This is a genomic window from Nonomuraea sp. H19 (genome assembly GCF_052068215.1).
Classification (GTDB): domain Bacteria; phylum Actinomycetota; class Actinomycetes; order Streptosporangiales; family Streptosporangiaceae; genus Nonomuraea.
Map to the genome: position 1 here is coordinate 127,181 of NZ_JBQHCV010000029.1, position 19,137 is coordinate 146,317.

The 19,137-nt window shown below is 70.8% G+C and carries 17 protein-coding genes; 10 read left to right on the forward strand and 7 right to left on the reverse strand.

All coding sequences use genetic code 11. The annotated features are described in order from the left end of the window. Positions 1-4: 4 nt before the first annotated feature. Positions 5-1,630 (forward strand): serine/threonine-protein kinase, encoded by a 1,626-nt coding sequence (locus tag ACTMTI_RS45545; protein ID WP_441127084.1) that lies wholly within the window; start codon positions 5-7, stop codon positions 1,628-1,630. 6 nt (positions 1,631-1,636) lie between these two features. On the opposite strand, the gene ACTMTI_RS45550 is transcribed toward ACTMTI_RS45545, so the two are convergent. Beyond that, complete coding sequence (locus ACTMTI_RS45550) at positions 1,637-2,185, reverse strand: TetR/AcrR family transcriptional regulator (RefSeq protein WP_441127085.1); 549 nt, start codon at positions 2,183-2,185, stop codon at positions 1,637-1,639. Between the two features lie 88 nt (positions 2,186-2,273). On the opposite strand from ACTMTI_RS45550, the gene ACTMTI_RS45555 reads away from it, so the two are divergent. The 6 genes from ACTMTI_RS45555 (at position 2,274) to ACTMTI_RS45580 (ending at position 8,386) form a co-directional block, all read left to right on the forward strand. Beyond that, on the forward strand, positions 2,274-3,926 hold the full coding sequence (locus ACTMTI_RS45555; protein ID WP_441127102.1) for an ABC-F family ATP-binding cassette domain-containing protein: 1,653 nt from the start codon (positions 2,274-2,276) through the stop codon (positions 3,924-3,926). Next, entirely contained in the window at positions 3,920-4,804 is an 885-nt protein-coding gene (locus tag ACTMTI_RS45560; protein ID WP_441127086.1) for a Vgb family protein, read from the forward strand. Before ACTMTI_RS45555 ends, ACTMTI_RS45560 begins: the two co-directional genes overlap by 7 nt. Before the next feature lie 119 nt (positions 4,805-4,923). Beyond that, positions 4,924-5,871: a quinone oxidoreductase family protein gene (locus tag ACTMTI_RS45565; protein ID WP_441127087.1), complete on the forward strand. Its 948-nt coding sequence runs from the start codon at positions 4,924-4,926 to the stop codon at positions 5,869-5,871. A 5-nt stretch (positions 5,872-5,876) separates the two neighbouring features. Further along, complete coding sequence (locus tag ACTMTI_RS45570; RefSeq protein WP_441127088.1) at positions 5,877-6,497, forward strand: LysE family translocator; 621 nt, start codon at positions 5,877-5,879, stop codon at positions 6,495-6,497. A gap of 17 nt (positions 6,498-6,514) precedes the next feature. Continuing rightward, positions 6,515-7,327: a patatin-like phospholipase family protein gene (locus ACTMTI_RS45575; protein WP_441127089.1), complete on the forward strand. Its 813-nt coding sequence runs from the start codon at positions 6,515-6,517 to the stop codon at positions 7,325-7,327. Between the two features lie 24 nt (positions 7,328-7,351). Then, positions 7,352-8,386, forward strand: coding sequence for a 1-acyl-sn-glycerol-3-phosphate acyltransferase (locus ACTMTI_RS45580; protein ID WP_441127090.1), 1,035 nt, complete (start codon positions 7,352-7,354; stop codon positions 8,384-8,386). Here ACTMTI_RS45580 and ACTMTI_RS45585 read toward each other — a convergent pair. After that, positions 8,328-9,815 (reverse strand): cobyric acid synthase, encoded by a 1,488-nt coding sequence (locus ACTMTI_RS45585; protein ID WP_441127091.1) that lies wholly within the window; start codon positions 9,813-9,815, stop codon positions 8,328-8,330. The genes ACTMTI_RS45580 and ACTMTI_RS45585 overlap by 59 nt on opposite strands. A gap of 61 nt (positions 9,816-9,876) precedes the next feature. Continuing rightward, entirely contained in the window at positions 9,877-10,182 is a 306-nt protein-coding gene (locus ACTMTI_RS45590) for an antitoxin (protein WP_441127092.1), read from the reverse strand. A gap of 573 nt (positions 10,183-10,755) precedes the next feature. On the opposite strand from ACTMTI_RS45590, the gene ACTMTI_RS45595 reads away from it, so the two are divergent. Then, entirely contained in the window at positions 10,756-11,937 is a 1,182-nt protein-coding gene (locus ACTMTI_RS45595; protein ID WP_441127093.1) for a cytochrome P450, read from the forward strand. Between the two features lie 26 nt (positions 11,938-11,963). Here the strand turns inward: ACTMTI_RS45595 and ACTMTI_RS45600 are convergent, their stop codons facing one another. From ACTMTI_RS45600 to ACTMTI_RS45610, 3 genes are all read right to left on the reverse strand, one after another. Next, complete coding sequence (locus tag ACTMTI_RS45600; protein WP_441127094.1) at positions 11,964-12,509, reverse strand: carboxymuconolactone decarboxylase family protein; 546 nt, start codon at positions 12,507-12,509, stop codon at positions 11,964-11,966. An 88-nt stretch (positions 12,510-12,597) separates the two neighbouring features. After that, positions 12,598-13,869: a cytochrome P450 gene (locus ACTMTI_RS45605; RefSeq protein ID WP_441127095.1), complete on the reverse strand. Its 1,272-nt coding sequence runs from the start codon at positions 13,867-13,869 to the stop codon at positions 12,598-12,600. Between the two features lie 10 nt (positions 13,870-13,879). Then, a complete protein-coding gene (locus ACTMTI_RS45610) occupies positions 13,880-14,692 on the reverse strand; it encodes a TetR family transcriptional regulator (protein WP_441127096.1) in 813 nt (270 codons plus the stop codon). A gap of 174 nt (positions 14,693-14,866) precedes the next feature. Here ACTMTI_RS45610 and ACTMTI_RS45615 point away from each other — a divergent pair, with 174 nt between their 5' ends. Continuing rightward, positions 14,867-16,450, forward strand: coding sequence for an alpha/beta fold hydrolase (locus ACTMTI_RS45615; protein ID WP_441127097.1), 1,584 nt, complete (start codon positions 14,867-14,869; stop codon positions 16,448-16,450). A 588-nt stretch (positions 16,451-17,038) separates the two neighbouring features. Here ACTMTI_RS45615 and ACTMTI_RS45620 read toward each other — a convergent pair. Beyond that, positions 17,039-17,773, reverse strand: a complete 735-nt coding sequence (locus tag ACTMTI_RS45620; protein WP_441127098.1) for a TetR family transcriptional regulator — start codon at positions 17,771-17,773, stop codon at positions 17,039-17,041. An 82-nt stretch (positions 17,774-17,855) separates the two neighbouring features. Here ACTMTI_RS45620 and ACTMTI_RS45625 point away from each other — a divergent pair, with 82 nt between their 5' ends. Continuing rightward, positions 17,856-18,755: an alpha/beta hydrolase gene (locus ACTMTI_RS45625; RefSeq protein ID WP_441127099.1), complete on the forward strand. Its 900-nt coding sequence runs from the start codon at positions 17,856-17,858 to the stop codon at positions 18,753-18,755. The last annotated feature ends 382 nt before the right edge of the window (positions 18,756-19,137 follow it).

Below are 19,137 nucleotides of genomic sequence, written 5' to 3' on the forward strand. Positions count from 1 at the left end.
CCGCGTGAACGGTGAAAACTCCCACATCGGGCGTTACAGGTTGCTCAGCGTGCTGGGGCGGGGCGGGATGGGCACGGTCCATCTCGCCGAGGATCCCGCCGGGCAGCGGGTCGCCGTCAAAGTGATCAACCCGGAGCTGACCCAGCACGAGCAGTTCCGGATGCGCTTCCGCAGGGAGGCCGACGCCGCCCGCCGGGTGCGCAGGTTCTGCACCGCCGCCGTGATCGAGGCCGCGCTCGACGGCGACCAGCTCTACGTGGTCACCGAATACGTGCCGGGCCCCAACCTCGACGAGGCCGTACGCCAGTCGGGCCCCCTGCGCGGGTCCAGCCTGGACGCGCTGGCCGTCGGCGTGGCCACCGCGCTGACCGCCATCCACGGGGCCGGGGTGGTGCACAGGGACCTCAAGCCGTCGAACGTGCTGCTGTCCCCGGTCGGCCCGCGGGTGATCGACTTCGGCATCGCGCGGGCGCTCGACACGCTCGGCGGCATCACCGGCACCGGCGAGCTGATCGGCACGCCCCGCTACATGGCTCCCGAGGTCCTGCGGGGCGATCCGATCTCGCCGGCCTGCGACGTGTTCTCGTGGGGCTGCCTGGTCGCGTTCGCGGCCAGCGGGCGGGCGCCGTTCGGCGGGGAGACCCTGCCGTCGATCGTCTACCAGGTGCTCAACGCCGAGCCGAACCTCGACGACGTCGAGCCCGGGCTGCGCGAGCTGGTCAGGGCGGCGCTGCACAAGGACCCGGCCCAGCGGCCCACCGCGCAGCAACTGCTCGACCACCTCGTCGGGCGGTCGGCGGCGCCGGAGCAGGCGGCGCACACCGTACAGGTGACCTGGCAGCAGGCCACCACGCTGTTAACCGACGTCCAGCCCGGGAGAAAGCCGCACCGCGGCAAGCTCTACGGGGGCCTGGCGGCGGCCGCCGCCCTCGTCGTGGGCGCGAGCGTGGCCGCATGGGCGGTGCTGGCGCCGAGCGGGCCGCCCGACCTGGGCGTGCTCTACGCGGAGGACTTCACGCAGACCTCCGGCGGCTGGAACGGCACCTACGATGCCGACGCGTCGGCCAGCTACGGCTACCGCACGGACGGCACCTACGGGCTCGACGTGGAGGAAGGCTACGAGGAGCGGTGGGCGAAGGCCCCCATCCCCTTCCTCATCGCCACGCCGACCACCACGCCCAGCCCCTCGGCCACGCCCACCCCGATGCTGCCCTCGACCGTCGTGATCGGCGTCACCGCCGAGGTCAAGAAGTCATCCGGCACCGGTGAATACGGCGTCTACTGCCACAACGCGGACGATGACGACACCTACTACGAGTTCGGGCTCGACACGACGGGGAAGGCCAGGATCCGGCGCATCATCGACGGGGCGGGCGGCACGCTCGCCCAGCCGGTCCAGGTCGACGGGCTGCCCGGCAAGGCCCGCATCGTGGCCTCGTGCGAGCAGGCCGGCTCCACCGTGCGGCTGACGATGTGGGTGAACGACGAGCGAGTGCACCAGGTGGACGATCCGAACGGCATCGGCAACGGCTACGTGGGGTTGTTCGCGCGCACGCCCAAAGGCGGCCAGTCGCTGCTGAAGACGACGTTCGACGACTTCGAGTTGCGCGGTGAGAAGCCGGACTCCTGAGGCGGGTCAGAGGACTCCGGCGCGGGCCGCGGCCAGGGCCGCGTCGGCGGCGCGGTCGGCGTCCCGCTCGCTCACCGGCTCGTGCGCGACGAACAACCGGTAGTAGACCGGCGCCACCGCGACCCTGATCACCTCCCTGACGTCGACGACGTCGGGCAGCTCGCCCCGCGCGACGGCCCGCCGTACGACCTCGGCCGACTGCTCGTGCCGGGCCACGAAGAACTCGTGCAGCGCCCGTGCCGCCTCTGGATTCTGCACGGCGGCCGCCACGAACGCCGACGACACCGGGCCCAGCTCGGGATCGTCGAAGCCGCTGCGGACGAGCTGGACGATGCCCCGTAGATCGCCCTGAATCGTGCCGGTGTCGGGGATCGGCCACGGCTCGTCCTTGGCCAGCTCCAGCGCGTCCGAGATGAGCCCTTCCACGCTGCCCCAGCGCCGGTAGACGGTCGTCTTGTGCACGCCTGACCGCTCGGCGACCCGCTCGACCGTCAAGCCCGGATAGCCCTGCTCGGCCAGCTCGGCGAGCGTGGCCTGGCGCACGGCGTCCCGCACCCGCGCGCTCCGCCCTCCGGGGCGTTTGCTCGACTCCAAAAACTACTCCAGTTGCGTTAGAGCTTCGACTGTGGCAAGCTAAAGCTACATCAGTTGCGATTGGAGCTCTACCCTGATCTGTCTCCGCAAGGTTTCCAAGTTGTACGGCGAGCGCGCCGTGCTCACCGACGTGTCCGCGTCCGTGAAGCCGGGCGAGCGCGCGGGCGTCGTCGGCGAGAACGGCTCCGGCAAGTCCACGCTGCTCCGGCTGCTGGCCGGGCTCGAGCGGCCCGACGACGGCGAGATCACCGTGCCCGACGACACCGGCTACCTCGGCCAGACGCTCGGCCTGCCGCCCGGCCACACGGTCCAGCAGGCGATCGACGCCGCGCTGGCCGGTCTGCGCGCCATGGAGCGCAGGATGCGCGAGCTGGAGTCGGCGCTCACCGACGACGTCATGGACGAGTACGGCGAGCTGCTCACGATCTACGAGGCGCGGGGCGGCTACGAGGCGGACGCCCGGGTGGACAGGGCCTTCCACGGTCTCGGGCTGGCCCACGTCGGCCGCGACCGGGTCCTGTCGAGCCTGTCGGGCGGGGAGCAGGCGCGGCTGGGCCTGGCCTGCGTGCTGGCCGCCGCGCCGCGGGTGCTGCTGCTCGACGAGCCGACCAACCACCTCGACGAGTCGGCGCTGACCTGGCTCGAGGACCGGCTGCGCGAGCACCGGGGCACCGCGGTCGTGGTGTCGCACGATCGGGTCTTCCTCGACCGGGTCGCCACCGTGGTGCTCGAGGTGGAGGACGGCGCCGTCACCCGCTTCGGCGGCGGCTACCAGGGGTTCCTGGCCGCCAAGGCCGCGGCCAGGGCACGCTGGGAGCAGTCCTACGCGGCCTGGTGCGAGGAGGTGCGGCAGGTGCGCGAGCACGCGGCCACGACCGCGCACCGGGTGGCGGCCGGGCGGCTGATGCGCGACAACAACAAGATGGCCTATGACCGCAACGCGGGACGGGTGCAGAGCTCGGTGGCCAGCCGGGTCCGCAACGCCCACGAGCGGCTACGCCGCCTGGAGGCCGACCCGGTCCCCCGGCCTCCGGACCCGCTGCGGTTCCAGGGCACGTTCTGGGACGGCGGCACAGGGCTCACCCCTGACGCGGGACGCGAAGTCAGCACGCCCGGCCCGAGTCGTGAGCCGGAAGCGGGACGCGAGTCTGGCTCGCTGGGCGGGTCCGGCGTGCTCGTGGAGTTACGTGACGTCCGGGTCGGCGACCGGCTAAGGATCGAGTCGCTGACGATCAGAGCGGGCGACCGGCTCCTGGTGCGCGGCCCCAACGGCGCGGGCAAGTCCACGCTGTTGCAGACCATCGCCGCCCACGCCGGCCGCCGGGTCGGCTATCTGCCGCAGGAGGTGGCGTTCGACCCGGACCAGACCGTCCTGGCCGCCTACGGTCAGGGCTATGCGGACGAACGCCGGGCCGCCCTGCTGAGCACCGGCCTGTTCCCGCCGCATGCACTCGAGCAGAAGGTAGGCGCGCTGTCGGTCGGCCAGCGGCGCAGGCTGGCGCTGGCCAGGCTGCTGGCCGGCGAGCACGACCTGCTGCTGCTCGACGAGCCGACCAACCACCTGTCGCCGCTCCTGGCAGAAGAGCTGGAGCAGGCGCTCGCCCACTACCGCGGCACGCTCGTCGTGGTGTCCCACGATCGCGCGCTCACGCGGCGCTTCCGCGGGGCCGAGCTTTATCTCCTGGGGGGACGCGTATGTTGACCTTGATCGACGCCGGCGCGCCGTACGGCATCGCTACCGGGACGGACGGGGCGCTCTGGTTCACGCTCGTCCACCAGGGGCGGGTCGGCAGGCTGGTGCCCGGCCAGGAGCCGGTGATCCACCAGCTCGACCCGGCCGACGGGTTGCCGACCGTGATCACGCCCGGGCCCGATGGGGCGATGTGGTTCACCGAGGGGACGGGCGGCAGGGTCTGCCGCATCACCGCCGACGGGCAGGTGACGGCCTACGAGGCGGCCGCACCGTACGGGATCGTCGCCGGTCCGGACGGCGCCGTGTGGTTCACGGAGCTGCAGACCGGGAGGATCGGGCGCATCGGGATGGATGGGGCGCGGGCGGAGTTCGAGGTGCCGGTGGAGGGCGGCATGCCCTCTTTCATCACAGTGGGGCCGGACGACGCGCTGTGGTTCACGCTCAACCAGGGCAACGCCATCGGGCGGATCTCACTGGCGGGTGAGGTCGTCGTCCATCCGCTGCCCACGGAGGGCGCCGCTCCGGTGGGCATCACGCGAGGGCCGGACGAGGCGTGCTGGTTCGTCGAGATCGGCGCCGGCCAGGTCGGGCGGATCGACCCCTCAGGGAAGATCACCGAATATCCCCTTCCCGATCGGGCCTCCCGGCCGCACGCGATCATCACGGGGCCGGACGACGCCCTGTGGTTCACCGAATGGGCCGCCGACCGGATCGGCCGCATCACCACGGACGGCGCCGTCGACGAGCACCCGCTCCCCCGCCTGCCGGGTGAGCCCGCGCCGGAAGGTGACGGCGCACGCAAGGCCGAGCCTCATGGGCTGACGGTCGGGCCTGACGGGGCGATCTGGGTGGCTTTGGAGGCGGGTGCCCTGGCGCGCGTCGACTGACCACCGGCTCGGGCCGCCGCCGTCCCCCGGTCCCCGGACGTCCGGTCTGAACCCGTTGAGGCAGCCGAGGACATACCCCGAGTGGCAGCGGCCGTAGCGGCCAGAGTTGACTATGGAGCATGCATGCCATCATCGTCACCACCCAGGGCGGCCCAGAGGTCCTGGAATACGTCGAGTGTCCCGATCCAGTCCCCGGCGACGGGGAGGTCGTGGTCGACATCGCCGCCAGCGGCGTCAACTTCATCGACATCTACCACCGCTCCGGCGCGTATCCACTCCCCCTCCCCGCCGCCATCGGCTCCGAAGGCGCGGGGACGGTGTCGGCCGTGGGAGCGGGGGTGCGGGACGTCGCCGTGGGCGACACCGTGGCGTGGGCCAACGTCCGTGGCAGCTATGCCGAGAAGGCGGTGGTCCCCGCCGATCGCGTGGTGCCGGTGCCGGACGGCGTGCCGGCCGACCTGGCGGCGGCGACGATGCTGCAGGGCATGACCGCCCACTACCTGACCCACTCCACCCACCAGGTCAAAGAGGGCGACCAGGTGCTCGTCCACGCGGGCGCGGGCGGCATGGGGCAGTTGCTGATCCAGCTCGCCAAGCTCAGGGGCGCGAAGGTTTACACCACGGTCTCCACCGGCGAGAAGGAGAAGCTGGCCAGAGAGGCGGGGGCGGATGAGGTGCTGCGGTACGAGGACTTCGCCGAGGCGCTGCGCGGCACGATCGACGTCGTGTACGACGGCGTCGGGGCGGCCACGTTCGACGGCGGGCTGCAGACGCTGCGCCCGCGCGGCCTCATGGCCCTGTACGGCGCCGCCAGCGGCCCCGTCCCGCCTCTCGATCCGCAGACGCTCAACAAGCAGGGCTCGCTCTTCCTGACCAGGCCCACGCTCGGGCACTACATAGCCGATCGCGCGGAGCTGCTGCAGCGCGCGTCCGACCTGTTCGGCTGGATCGGGGCAGGTCAGCTCGCCATCAACGTCTCGCGCCGCTATCCGCTGGCCGACGCGCGGCAGGCCCAGGAGGACCTGGCGGCCCGCCGTACGACTGGAAAGTTGCTCCTCATACCCTGAGAGCCATGGACATCGCCGGATCGCTCTGGTCGTTCGCGGCCGTGGTAGCCCTTCTGACGCTCACGCCCGGCCTGGACACGGCCCTCATCCTTCGGACGTCGTTGCTGGCGGGCCGGCGTCCGGCCTGGAGCGTGACGCTGGGCATCCAGCTCGGGACGCTCATCTGGGGCGTGCTGACCGCGGCGGGGCTGTCGGCGCTGCTGGCGGCCTCGCAGCCGGCGTACGCCGCGCTGCGCTGGGCCGGGGCGGCCTACCTGGTGTGGATGGGGCTGCGGATGGTCCTGGCCAGGCACGACGCCCAGGAGCTCCCGGAGCAGCGGCAGGAGGTCGGGTTCAGGAAGGGCTTCGGCCGCGGCCTGATGACGAACCTGCTCAACCCCAAGGTCGGGGCGTTCTACGTGGCCATGTTGCCGCAGTTCATCCCGGACGAGGCGCCGCACGCGGCGATGGGCTTGCTGCTGGCGAGCGTGCACGTGGCCGAGGGGCTGGTGTGGAGCGCGGTGCTGATCGGGTTCGCGTCGCTGATGAGCGGGTTCCTGCGTTCGCCCGCGGTGCGGCGGTTCCTCGACCGCCTGACCGGCGTGGTGATCGTCGGGTTCGGCGTGCGGCTGGCGGTCAGCGACTGAACCCGAAGGTGGTGGGTGTGGAGACCGCGTTCGTGCTCGGTGGCGGCGGCGTGCTCGGCGCCCACGAGGTAGGCATGCTGCAGGCGCTCGAAGAGGCGGGCATCAGGCCCGGCCTCGTGGTGGGCACGTCGGTCGGCGCGCTGAACGGGGCGGTCATCGCCGCCGCGCCGGCGCGGGCGGTCACCATGCTGAGGGATCTGTGGCGGTCCGACGTGGTGCGTACGGCGTTCGCGGGCTCGTGGATGACCCGGCTGTCCACGCTCGCCCGTACCGGCACCCATCTGCACCCGATCGGGCCGCTTCGCGAATTGTTGCGCGAGACGGTGCGGGTTTCCTCGATCGAGGAGCTGGAGCTGCCGTTCCAGTGCGTGGCGGCCTCGGTCCAGCGGGCCGCGGCGCACTGGTTCACGAGCGGGCCGCTGGTCGAGGCGGTGCTGGCGTCGTGCGCGGTGCCCGGGCTGCTGCCGCCCGTGGTGATCGGCGGAGAGCACTTCTACGACGGAGGCCTGGTGCACAGCATCCCCGTGGGCCGGGCCGTGCAGCTCGGGGCCAAGCGCGTGTTCGTCCTGCACGTCGGGCGGATCGAACGGCCGCTGACGCCGCCCAGGCGGTTCTGGGAGGTGGGCATGGTGGCGTTCGAGATCGCGCGCCGGCACCGGTTCACCGAGGACATGTCCAGCCTGCCGCCGGGGGTGGAGGTGCACGTGCTGCCCGCCGGGGTGACCGAGGCGCTCTCGCCGCTGCGCTATCGCGACCTGTCGCAGATCTCGGCCTGCATCGACCGGGCGTACCAGGCATCTTCCCGCTACCTGCGCGAAGTAGGAGTATGAGGAGAGACCACTAGGGAGGCCACGTTGCTCCCGCCACGTATCCTGCGCCGGCTCGTCCTGGCTCCTCTGGTCATCGTGGTGACCGTGTTCATGCTGGTGACGCTGCCGTTCTGGCTCGTCGTGACGGCCGCCGCCTCGCTGCGCCTGCCGCCGCCGCAGCGCAGGGGGCTGAGGTTCGTGTGGTTCGGGACGGCGTGGCTGACGCTGGAGTCGGCGGTGCTGATCGCCTGCCTGTGGCTGTGGGCGGCGGGCGGCGCCCGCCGCCAGGAGTTGCACTACGCGCTGATCGGGTGGTTCCTGTCGAAGGTGTACGGGGCCGCGGGGCGGATCTTCCGGCTGACCGTGGACGTCGAGGAGCCGGAGCCGACCGAGGAGGAGCGGGCCGCCCGGCTGACCCGGCCCATCATCGTGCTGTCCCGGCACGCCGGCCCGGGCGACTCGTTCCTGCTGATCTATCACCTGTTGACGCGCTACCGGAGGCGGCCCCGCATCGTCATGAAGGCCGCGCTCCAGTTCGACCCCTCGCTCGACGTGGTGATCAACCGCCTGCCGAACGTCTTCGTCCCCCGCACGTCAGGGCAGGAGCACGTCATCGAGGAGATCCGCGGGCTGGCCGCGACCATGGGCGACCAGGACGCCCTGGTGATCTTCCCTGAGGGCGGCAACTTCACCCCGCGCCGCCGCCGGCTGGCCATCAGGCGGCTGGAGGAGAAGGGGCTGGCCGAGGAGGCGGAGCGCGCCCGCGGCCTGGACCACCTGCTGCCGCCCCGCCCGAACGGCGCCATCGCGGCCATCTCGGCCTGCCCGTCGGCGGACGTCGTCTTCGTCGCGCACACCGGGCTCGACGAGCTCGTGACGCTGGGGGATGTCTGGCGCAAGCTGCCCTACAGCGCGCGTATCACGGCCAAATGGTGGCGGGTGCCGGCCGCCGAGGTGCCCAGGGATCGCGTGGAGCGCATCCACTGGCTCTACGACCACTGGGAGCGGATCGACGCCTGGATCAACGCCCAGCGCCTCCCGGCGCAAGGAGCGGGACCTCGGGTGGACCGTGCTGGATGAGGTGTTGCAGCGCACCGGTGTCGAGGTGGGCGGCGACGAGATCGCCGAGCGCGTCGAGCCGCTCCTCCCGCAACCGGGCGAAGTCCGTGCCGGGAGCCGGTACGAACTCGCGCCCCGCCCGCTCGGCCACGTCCGCCAGGAAGGCGCGGCGGAACGCGTCGTTCTCCATCGCGCCGTGCCACGTCGTGCCCCAGACGTCGCCGACCCGGCACCCGTCGAGGAACGGCTCGCCGCCCTCCACCGTGGCCCGCCCGTGGTGGATCTCGTAGGCGCGCACCGGATGCCCGTACGCGCTCCCCTCCGGCCGGGCCAGCCGTTTGTCCGCCGCGAACTCGAACCGCACCGGCAGCCTCCCGAGCCCTTCGACCCTGCCCGCACGCGACTCGACAGTGTCCACGATCTCGCGCCCGAGCAGCTGGAATCCGCCGCAGATGCCCAGCACGGGCCCTTTCCTGTCGCTGATCGCCGCGGCCAGGCCCGTCTCCCGCAGCCACGCCAGATCGCTGACCGTGGCCCGCGAGCCGGGCAGCACCACCAGGTCGGCGTCGTCCAGTTCGGCCGGATCCGTCACGAAGCGCACGACCACGCCGGGCTCGGCGGCCAGCGCGTCCACGTCCGTGAAGTTGGAGATCCGCGGCAGCCGGACGACCGCCACCCGCAGGGTCTGCCTGCCGTGCGGGGGGCGGGTGGCGACCCGGCGAGCGTCCAGGGCCAGGGAGTCCTCGACGTCCAGCCAGAGCCCGTCGAGCCAGGGCAGCACGCCGTACACCGGCCGGCCGGTCAGCCGCCGCAGCATGTCGAGCCCGGGCTCCAGCAGCTCCTTCGCGCCGCGGAACTTGTTGACGACGAACCCGGAAACGTGGGCTTGGTCGGCGGCGTCCAGCAGGCCGACCGTGCCGTAGAACGCGGCGAACACCCCGCCCCTGTCGATGTCGCCGACCACGATCACGGGCAGGTTCGCGGCCCTGGCCAGGCCCATGTTGGCGATGTCGCCGCGACGCAGGTTGATCTCCGCGGGGCTGCCCGCGCCCTCGCACACCACCACGTCGTACTGCTTCCTCAGCCGGCCCAGCGCCTCCAGCGCCGTGGCGCGCAGCAGGTCCTTGAGCGCGCCGTACTCCATCGCGTCCACGTCGGCCACCGGTCTGCCCATGAGCACCACCTGGCTGCGGCGGTCGCTGCCGGGTTTGAGGAGGATCGGGTTCATGTCGGCGACCGGCTCCAGACCGGCGGCCTGCGCCTGCATGGCCTGCGCCCGGCCGATCTCGGCGCCGTCGGCGGTGACGTACGAGTTCAGCGACATGTTCTGGGCCTTGAAGGGCGCCACGCGGACGCCCTGGCGGGCCAGCCAGCGGCAGATCCCGGCCGTGACCACGCTTTTGCCCGCGTCTGACGTGGTGCCCGCGACCAGCAATCCCCCGGTGACCATGGGATCACCGTACCGGGCGGGCGGACGCCCGCCTTCCGGAGAGGCGGGCGCTGTCGCGATGTCAGCTCTGAGGTCCGCGCGGTTCCTGGCCAGGCCTCGGTGTCGGCCCCGGTCTCGGGGTCGGGCCCGGCCGCGGTGCCTGGTCCTGGGCGGACTGGTCGGGACGCCGCTGCTCACCGCCCGCGCCCTGGCCGCCGCCGTAGCGGCGCTGCACCGCGTCGGCGCCCTTCCCGATCTGCTCGTCGTACTTGTGGCCGGTTTTCTCCTTTGCGATCCGCTCAGCGCGGTCCAGCAACTGATCGGCCTGCTTGGAGTGGCCCCTGGCCAGGTCCTGTGCCTTCTTCACCCATTCCCCGATGCGACCCATGACCGTTTTTCCCCGTTTCTTCAGGCTTTGGCCGCTCCCATACCCGCACGGCCGTCACAATCACCGCGGGTTCCGGCTTGCCCTTGACGTGGCGGCAGGGGAAGAAGGTCTGACCAGGTCTCAACCCTCTCTGGCTCCCCCGAGGGCCTGGTGCGCACAGGAGCGCGCTGATCAGCGGTGGCGACATCGCGGCCGTGGCTCTTCCTGCCGCTGGCATTGCTGTGGGGCGAGCAGTCACAGCAGGGCGGCCTCGTGACGTGCGAATCTTCGCAGTTTCAGCGGGCGCGGCCCTTGGGGTGGCGTGTCTGCTTCTCGGCTCAGTCGGCTACGTCATCTTCTCGATGCTTGCGAACCTGTAGGGCCCTCGCTTCTCCTGATCTTCAAGTCTCAAACCGGGGAGCACTGGCTCCCCGTTTGGCTCCCAAAGTCTTCTGTACCTCCCCTGACCAGTCAGGAAGACCGGATCGCATCGGCTTGACCTTGACGTGACGTCAACGTCTTCACTGGAAGCAAGGGGAACGGAGAATCCGCCCCTACCCGGATGTCACCCTGACCCGACCGAGAGGTGCCCCAGTGACCACGACGACGCCGACGCTGCCGTTCGACCGGCCCGACCCTCTGGCGCCGCCGCCTGCCTACGCGCGGTTGCGCGAGCGGGCGCCCGTCGCCCCGGTGCTCACCCCGGACGGGCAGCGCGCCTGGCTGGTCACCTCGTACGAGGCCGTCGCGGAGGTCCTGTCCGACCGCAGGTTCGGCCTGGCGCCGCCCGGCGCGGACCCCTCAGGAAACGACACGCTGTTCCAGGACGGCGAGGCCCATGCCCGGCTCCGGCGCCTGGTGTCCAAAAGCTTCAGCCCGCGGAGCATCGACGCCCTCCGCCCGCGCATCGAGCAACTCGCCCAGGGCTGCGTCGCGGCACTCGCCGACGACGGACCGCCCGCCGACCTCGTGGAGGGACTCGCCGTTCCCCTGTCGATCACGGCGATCAGCGAGCTCCTCGGCGTGGCGATCGGCGATCGCGCGCACTTCCGCGGTCTGGCAGACGCCGCGGGCGCCGCGGACTTCTTCTTCGGCGCCGAGGAGGACCTGGCCGCGGCCGCGCAGGCGTGGAACGCGCTCGGCGCCTACGCCGGGGAGCTGGTCGCCGCCAAGCGGGAGACACCCGGCGACGACCTGCTCAGCGCCCTGGTCACCGCCCGCGACACCGACGACGGGCGGCTCAGCGACGCGGAACTCGTCGCCATGGCCACGACCATCGTCGCCGCCGGCTATCTGTCGGCCTCCAACGCCATCGCCACCGGCGCGATCCGGCTCCTTGCCGAAGGACGGCTGTCCACTCTGACGACCTCCACGGCCGAGCAGGCGAACGCAGTGGTGGAGGAGGTCCTGCGCCTGCAGTCCGGCCGGACCGGCGAGCCCTTCCCCCGCTACGCCCAGGACGACGTGGAGCTGGCCGGCGTGCCCATCAGCGCGGGTGACATGGTCCTGGTACGCCTTGAGGCCGCCCATCACGACCCCGGCCACTTCGCCGAGCCGGGCCGGTTCTGGCCGGAGCGCGATTCCAGCCAGCCTCTGGTGTTCGGGCACGGAATGCACTACTGCCTCGGCGCGCCCCTGGCCCGCATCGAGCTCACCGCCGCTCTCGACGCCCTGGCCAGAGGGCTGCCCGGACTCAGGCTGCGGGGATCGATCGAGGACATCGAGTGGAGCGGCGCGGTGGACATCGGTCCCAAGGCCGTCCACGTCACCTGGTGAACGGGCGTGCCGTACAGGAGGGCTCGTCAGGGGGTGCGGCCGGCAAGGTAGCCGTGCGTGACGATGTGGGAGGCGCGGTGGGCGTAAAGGGCGGGGTCGTCGGGTGCGGTGGTGGACAGGCCGTCCACATATCGGTTGTACATGCAGAACGCGGCGGCGATCAGCACCGTGTCGTGGATCTCGATGTCGGTGGCTCCCGCCTCCTTGGCCGCCGCGACGTCCTCGGGCGTGACGGCGGTCCCACTCCGCTGTACGGCCGCCGCGACGCGCAGCAAGGCCCGTAGCTTGCCGGAAATGGGGGCGGTGCCGGGATCCGAGCAGGTCTCGGCGACGACCGGCTGTCCCCCGGGGAGCTGGGCGGCGGCGAAGGCGCCGTGGGACATCGCGCAGAAGCGGCACCCGTTGAGTGTGGAGACGTAGGAGGCGATGAGCTCGCGCTCGCCCCGCGACAGCGTGTTGTCACCGCGTAACAGGACCTCGGCCAGCTCGTTCAGCACCCTGCCGGTCTCGGGACGGTATCGCACCAGCCCGGCGATGCCCGGAGCGTCGTTGCCCAGCTCGATGTACGGCATCAAAATCCTCCCGAGAGTCGTGGGGTCATCTCTCTGACTACCTCACCGGCAGCCACGACGGGAAGGGGGATGTCCGGGCGGCCGGCGGTCAGCCGATGCGGATCGGGAGCGTACGCGGTCCGCGGACCTGACCCGAAGCCCAGGTCACCGCCGAGGGGTCGGCGAGGCTGAAGGCCGGGAACCGCTCCAGCCACACCTCCAGGGCCACCCGCAGTTCCATGCGCGCCAGATGCGAGCCCACGCAGCGGTGGATGCCGAGCCCGAACGCGGCGTGCCGGTTGACCTCGCGGTCGATGACCACCTCCCCCGCCCGGTCGAACATGGCCGGGTCGCGGTTGGCCGCCGGGAACGACAGCAGCACCCAGTCGTCGGCCTTCATGTCCACCCCGTGCCAGTGCATGTCCTCCTTGACCAGCCGGGCCATCGTGACCGGCGCGTACGCCCGCAAGAACTCCTCCATCGCCGTCGGCAACAGCCCCGGCTCGGCCACCAGCCGCTCGCGGTCCGCGTGCGTCCTGGCCAGATGCCACAGCGACGCGCCGATCGCGCTCCAGGTGGTGTCGATGCCCGCGATGAGCAGCAGCGCCATCGTGCCGGAAACGTGGGAGATGTCGAGTTTCTGCCCATACAGGTCGGCGTTGATCAGGTACGTCGTCAGGTCCTCACGCGGATGGTCGACGTGGTCGCGGATCTGCGCCAGCAGGTAGTCGAACAACTCTGCCGCCCGGGAGAGGCGCTCGTCGGGCGGCAGGTTGATGCCTTCGAGCGCGTTCTCCACGAAGCCGCGGAAACGCGGCCCGTCCTCGGGCGGGAAGCCGAGCATGTCGGCGATCACCCGCATCGGGATGTGCTGGGCGTAGTCGCGGGCCGCGTCGACGACCTCCTGCCCGTGCAGCGCGTCGATGAGCTCGTGGCAGAGCGCCCGGGTCGCCGCCTCCCTCTTGGCGACCGCGCTCTTGGTGAAGGCCGGCAGCAGCAGCTTGCGCGCGTCGTGGTGGAACGGCGGGTCGGAGGAGATCGGCGGCGCGGTGCCCACGGGGGCCAGCTCGCGGGGCGGCCGGAAGTTGCTCATGATGATCGACCGCGAGGAGAAGTGCTCGGTGTCATAGGCGATCGCCGCGACGTCCTCGTAGCGTGTGGGCAGCCACCCGCCACCGAACCGCTCGGTGTGCGCGATCGGGCAGCTCTGCCGCAGCTCGTCCTGGATCGGGTACGGGTCCGCCGCCCACTCGGGCTCGGCGTGGGAGAAGTCGCTCGCCCAATCCTCGACCGGGCCGGTGATGACCTCGTTGCGGGTGCCGGGGGGCCGATCTCTCAGCCTCTGCTGGAAGTCCTGGCTGAAGCGGTCTTCCACGGTCATCTCAAGCCTCCTAGAGGATCTCGATCGCTCGTTCGGGACAGTTGGCCACGGCCAGGCGCGCCGCGCGCTCCTTGTCCTGCGGCACGATGCCGTCGCCGGCGACCTGTCCGTAGCCCTCGTCGTCCTCGCCGAACAGGTCGGGGGCGAGGTCGTAGCAGCGGCCGTGTCCTTGGCAGCGCTCAGGATCGATGCGTACTTTCATGTCGCGTGCTCCGCTTCGTGTGCGGTGTTTGTCGTCGCTTGGGGCGAGGGCGCCCACGACCCGGGTGAGCAGCGCCGACCACTGCGCGTCGTCGACGGCGTGCAGCTCCGGCGTGATCAGCGCGCTGCCCATCGCCAGCAGCAGGCAGAAATGGGCCAGCGCGTCCGGCGACAGCGCGGGATCCAGCTCGCCGCCGCCCTGCGCGACGCGTACCAGCTCGGCGATCCAGTCGGCGCGCTCGCCGACGTAGTCGCGCATCGGCCCGGCCACGTCCTGGTCGCGGCGCGCCGCGACCAGCGCCTCCACGATCAGGTAGCCGGGAGCGTCGCGACGGTGCGGCAGCCAGCGGCCGATGACCAGCAGCAACTCGGTGACGGACCGGTCCGGATCGGTGGCGAACAGGTTGGCCAGCAGCCGCCGCCCGTGCGCCCGCAGCGCCGCCACCAGCAGCTCCGCCTTCGAGCCGAAGTGCGCGTACAAGGCGCCGTTGCTCACTCCCGCGGCCGCGGCGATGTCCGCCACCCGCGTGCCGTCGTAGCCGCGCTCGGCGAACACCTCGGCGGCCGCCCGCAGCAACCGCTCACGCGTCTCGGCGGCGGTGACGCCCGCGATGCGCCCCATAGACGAATTAAAAAATCGTTCATTTGATACGTCAAGAGGAAGGGATTGGACTTTTCATGTTGTCTGGACCCATCGAACCTGACAGTTTGGCGTGGATCTTGAGATCTGCGTAGGGCGGGCGACCATCCTCATAGAAACGGTAAGGAAACAACCGCTGCTTTACTACTGATCCGCATGACGTACCGAACTTCACTGACGGCACTGGCCCTGGCGCTGGCGGGGTTGGCGGCGCATCCTTCCGCGGCGGTCGCCACCGCTACCGTCGCCGCGAGCGCGAGCGCCACCGCGAACCCCAGCGCGAGCTCCGGCGTGTCTTCCGTGCAGTGGACATCCTGCCCGGCCTACTCCGATGAGGTGATCCGCAGCCTGCGCGTGGCGGAGGACAAGGTTGCGGCGTTCCGCTCCTTGATGAAGCGCCTGGAGTGCGGCACGGTCAGCGTCCCGCTGAACCATCGTGACCCCAGCGGGCGGAAGATCGACATCGCGGTGACCCGGCTGGCCGCCACGGACGAGGCCCACCGGCTCGGCGCCATTGCCGTCCTGCCGGGCGGGCCGGGCAACAGCGGATACCTGGACCCGGTCCTGCGGGCCGCGCTCAGGAACGAGGAGATGGCGGGGCTCAACGAGCGATACGACATCATCGGCTTCGATCCGCGCGGGGTCGGGAAAAGCACCAAGGTCGCCTGCACCTTCTCGCCAGTAGGCCCGCAGGAGCCCGGCACGCTGACCAAGGAGGCGGCCAGGAAGATATACGACGCCCAGGTCGCCGCCAACCAGAAGTGCGGACGCTCTGACCCCGCCTTCCTCGGACAGCTCACCACCGAGAACGTGGCCAAGGACCTGGACCTGGTACGGACCGCGCTGGGTGAGAGCAAACTCAACCTGCTCGGCTTCTCCTGGGGCACCTATCTGGGCATGGTGTATCGCAGCCTGTTCCCCGGGCACACCGGACGGGCCTTCTTGGACAGCGTGGCGCCGCCGTGGACCCGTATTGACGAGCACGCCAAGGACAGCGCGGAGGCGGCCGAGCGCAACTTCGGGCGCATGGCCGCCTGGCTGGCCCGCCGCGACGGGACCTACGGTCTCGGTGCCACCGCACGGAAGGTGCGCGAGGAGGTGGCGAAGCTGGTCCGCGCGTACGACAAGATCCCCAAGACCTACACCGACCTGCAGCGGCCCATCGACGGCTCGGCCGTCGCCGACCTGGCCAGGCGCAACTCGACCGAGTGGGTGCGCGCGGGCAAGGCGCTGGCCGAACTGCGGACGGCGACGGGCACCACCGCCCCGCCCGCCGTCAAGGAGCTGCTCGGCGCACCGATGATGGGGACGCCCGTGCCCGGCGCGCCCGAAACACTGAACAGGACCATGAACTTGGCCGTCGCGTGCAACGAGGACAGCAGCCGGGCCGGTTTCGACACCGCCTGGCGTGACTACCAGCAGCTCGTGAAGCGCCATCCGGCGACCGGCCGGTCCTGGGGACTGCCTGTCATGTGTCCCGGCTGGCCGCTGCCGGTGCAGCAGGCCACGTTGAAGCGGAGCAGCGGGTCGCTGGTGCTGGCGGGGCACCTGCACGAGTTCATGTCCGTCTACGACTGGACGCTGCAGACACGGCGCGCCATCGGCGGCACCGTCTACACGGTCGCCGACGACGTGCACGTGTCGACCACCCGGGTGCCCAAGTGCGCCGCCGACGTGGTGCGGTACTTCGAGACGGGCCAGATCGCCAAAGGTTGCGAGGGCAGCGCAATCCCGAGCTGACCACCGGTTACCGGCCCGGCGACCTGCCACGGGTCGCCGGGCCCGATGCCCTGGGGGCGTCGTCGGGGCCCACGGCTCGCCCGCCCGGGACCACGGCGAGCACCCGGTTCATCCAGGGGGCCACCTAGCTCTCGCGGCGCGCCCGGGCAGGTTCCGGCCGGTTCAAGCAGAGGCTCGTCACCACCTTGCCGAGCCACTACATCGCGCTGTTCTCCCGGTATCGCGCCGTTCTCCTGGTTCATCCCGTGCGGGGTGGGGGGCGGTCTACATCATCGGGGGCTGCTGCAGCAGGAGAGCGAGGTGGCGCCCAAGGAGATCCACGCCGACACCCCCTGTCGTCGACCGCCACCTGCCGCAGATCAGCCCGACAGGCCAGATGAGAGCGCGGCGATGCCGCATCCCGCAACCGTCCAGACCTTTCCCGAACCGCGCTCGGATTGGCACTGTCGCTTTGAATGGCGTTCGGCCAAGCTGATTAGACATCGCTCTAAATGACAGTGACCTGGGCGGCGGCACGTCACCAGGCCCGCCGCGTAGAGCTGCGGGCGGGCCTCCAGGACAGATCACCTTGTTTCGAAATCAAAATCTCTAAATCTCGTTTTTGAGACAGCGGTAGATCGTCGCGCGGGAGACGTCGAAGCTGCGGGCGATCTCCTCGACGCCATGCCCTGACGCGTACATGCGCCGGGCCTGGGCCGCTTGCTCCTCAGTGAGGGCGGCAGGGCGGCCGCCGCTCCGTCCGCGCGCTCGCCCGCGGGTGGGAGGCGGGAGTGCCCCGGATCCGAGGAGGGCCCTGGCTCCGTCAAGGATGAGCTGCTTGAGCCGGTCGGCGGGCACGTCGCGGAAGAGCACGACAGGGTCCGCCAGACCCGCCACCACCTGCGAGGCGCGCACACGATGTTCGAGGCCGCGCTCCGGGCCGGCGACCAGGTCGTTCGCCAGCGCGATCGCAGCACGGAACCGATCCGCCACCGGCGCTTGGACCAGCAGCGTCATGTCCTTCACCAGCATGGTGAGCGTGTCCCGGTGGCGTAGGTGGACGTCGACGTAGCCTTCGATCGCCCGCCAGCGCACGGCCTCCGGATCGCCGTGCGACTCCGCCTCGGAGAGCGCCCCTTCGAGCTCGTCCAGCAGGGGCAGGGTAAGGCGGTGCAGGATCTCGTCCTTGGAGGCGAAGTGGTAATAGAGGGCAGCCTTGGTGATGCCCACCCGATCCGCGATGGCCTGCATGGACGTGGCGCGGTAGCCGCCGGTGGCGAACAGCGTGCGAGCGGCCGCGAGGATCCGCTGGGGGGTCGCCTCGGCGGAGTCGGTAGCGCTCATAACACTCCTCTAGGACTTACCTTTGGTCAGGTGATCGGCTACGCTACTTACCCAGGGTCAGTGCAAGCCTGGGGTGATCGGGATGTTTGAACGAGTCAAGGTGTCCTTCTCTTCGGCTGGCACCCGCTGCGCAGGCTATCTTCACCTGCCCGCCGGCCGTCCAGGACGGATGCCGTGCGTGGTGCTCTGCCACGGGTTCAGCGGGACGATGGACCGCCTGTTCCCGTACGCCGAGCGGTTCGCCACTGAGGGGATTGCGGCCTTGGTGTTCGACTATCGCAATTTCGGCGAGAGCGACGGTGAGCCTCGGCAGCTCGTCGACATTGACGGCCAGCAGGACGACCTACGCGCCGCTGTCGCCTTCGCCCGCGGCCATGAGCACGTCGACCCCGGTCAGGTGATGATCTGGGGCAATTCACTCGGTGGAGGCCACGCCGTGTCCGTGGCAGCCGACGATCCCGCGATCCTCGCCGTGGTTGCGCAGATCCCGTTCAACGGATTCCCCAAAAGAGTCGAGGGCCGCTCCGTGGGGCAGACCCTCCTTCTCCAGGCCGCCATCCTCTGGGACGCCGTACGCGGCAAGCTCGGCCTGTCGCCCTACTTCATCCCCATGGTGGGAAAGCCGGGCGAGCTCGCCGTCACCGCCACCGCAGAAGCGGACCAGCACATCAGGACCCTCACCGGCGAGCACGGCACCACCCTCTGGCGCAACAGCGTGGCTCCCAGGGCGTTCCTCGACATGGCGCGCTACCGGCCAGGCGATGCCGCCGAGCGGCTGAGCATGCCGCTCCTCGTCTGCATAGCCGCCGATGACCGGGAGACGCCGCAAGAAACGACACGAGCACTCGCCGATCGCGCGCCGCGCGGTGAGCTGCGGATCTACCCTGGCACTCATTTCAGCTTCTACAACGACCCCGAGACCAGGGAGCACGTGCTCACCGACCAAATCGCCTTCCTTCGACGCCACCTTCCCGCGAGTTGACATCCGCCGTCCGCGAAGGCGCGCGCGCCGGATCGCCAACGGTTGCCGACCCCGGCTGAAGCTGATCCGGATGATCCTGCTCGCGCGGGCTGCCTCAACCTGCTCCCGCCGCCCTGCCCGCACGACCGACGGCGGATCGTGAGGTTCCGGCTCGCGGCGCGTAGCCATCGGCAGGCGCTACGTACCTCATACGTCACAATTACGGACAACCGTTTTCTTGGAGTGCCATGTTGTACGGGCGTCAGGCGGAGCAGTCGGTCATCGGCGAGTTGCTGGAGGGCCGGTGCGGCGCTCTGGTGGTGCGCGGCGAGGCGGGCATCGGCAAGTCGGCCCTTCTGGAGTGCGCCGCGGCGAACGCGCGGGTGCGGGTGCTGCGGGTGTC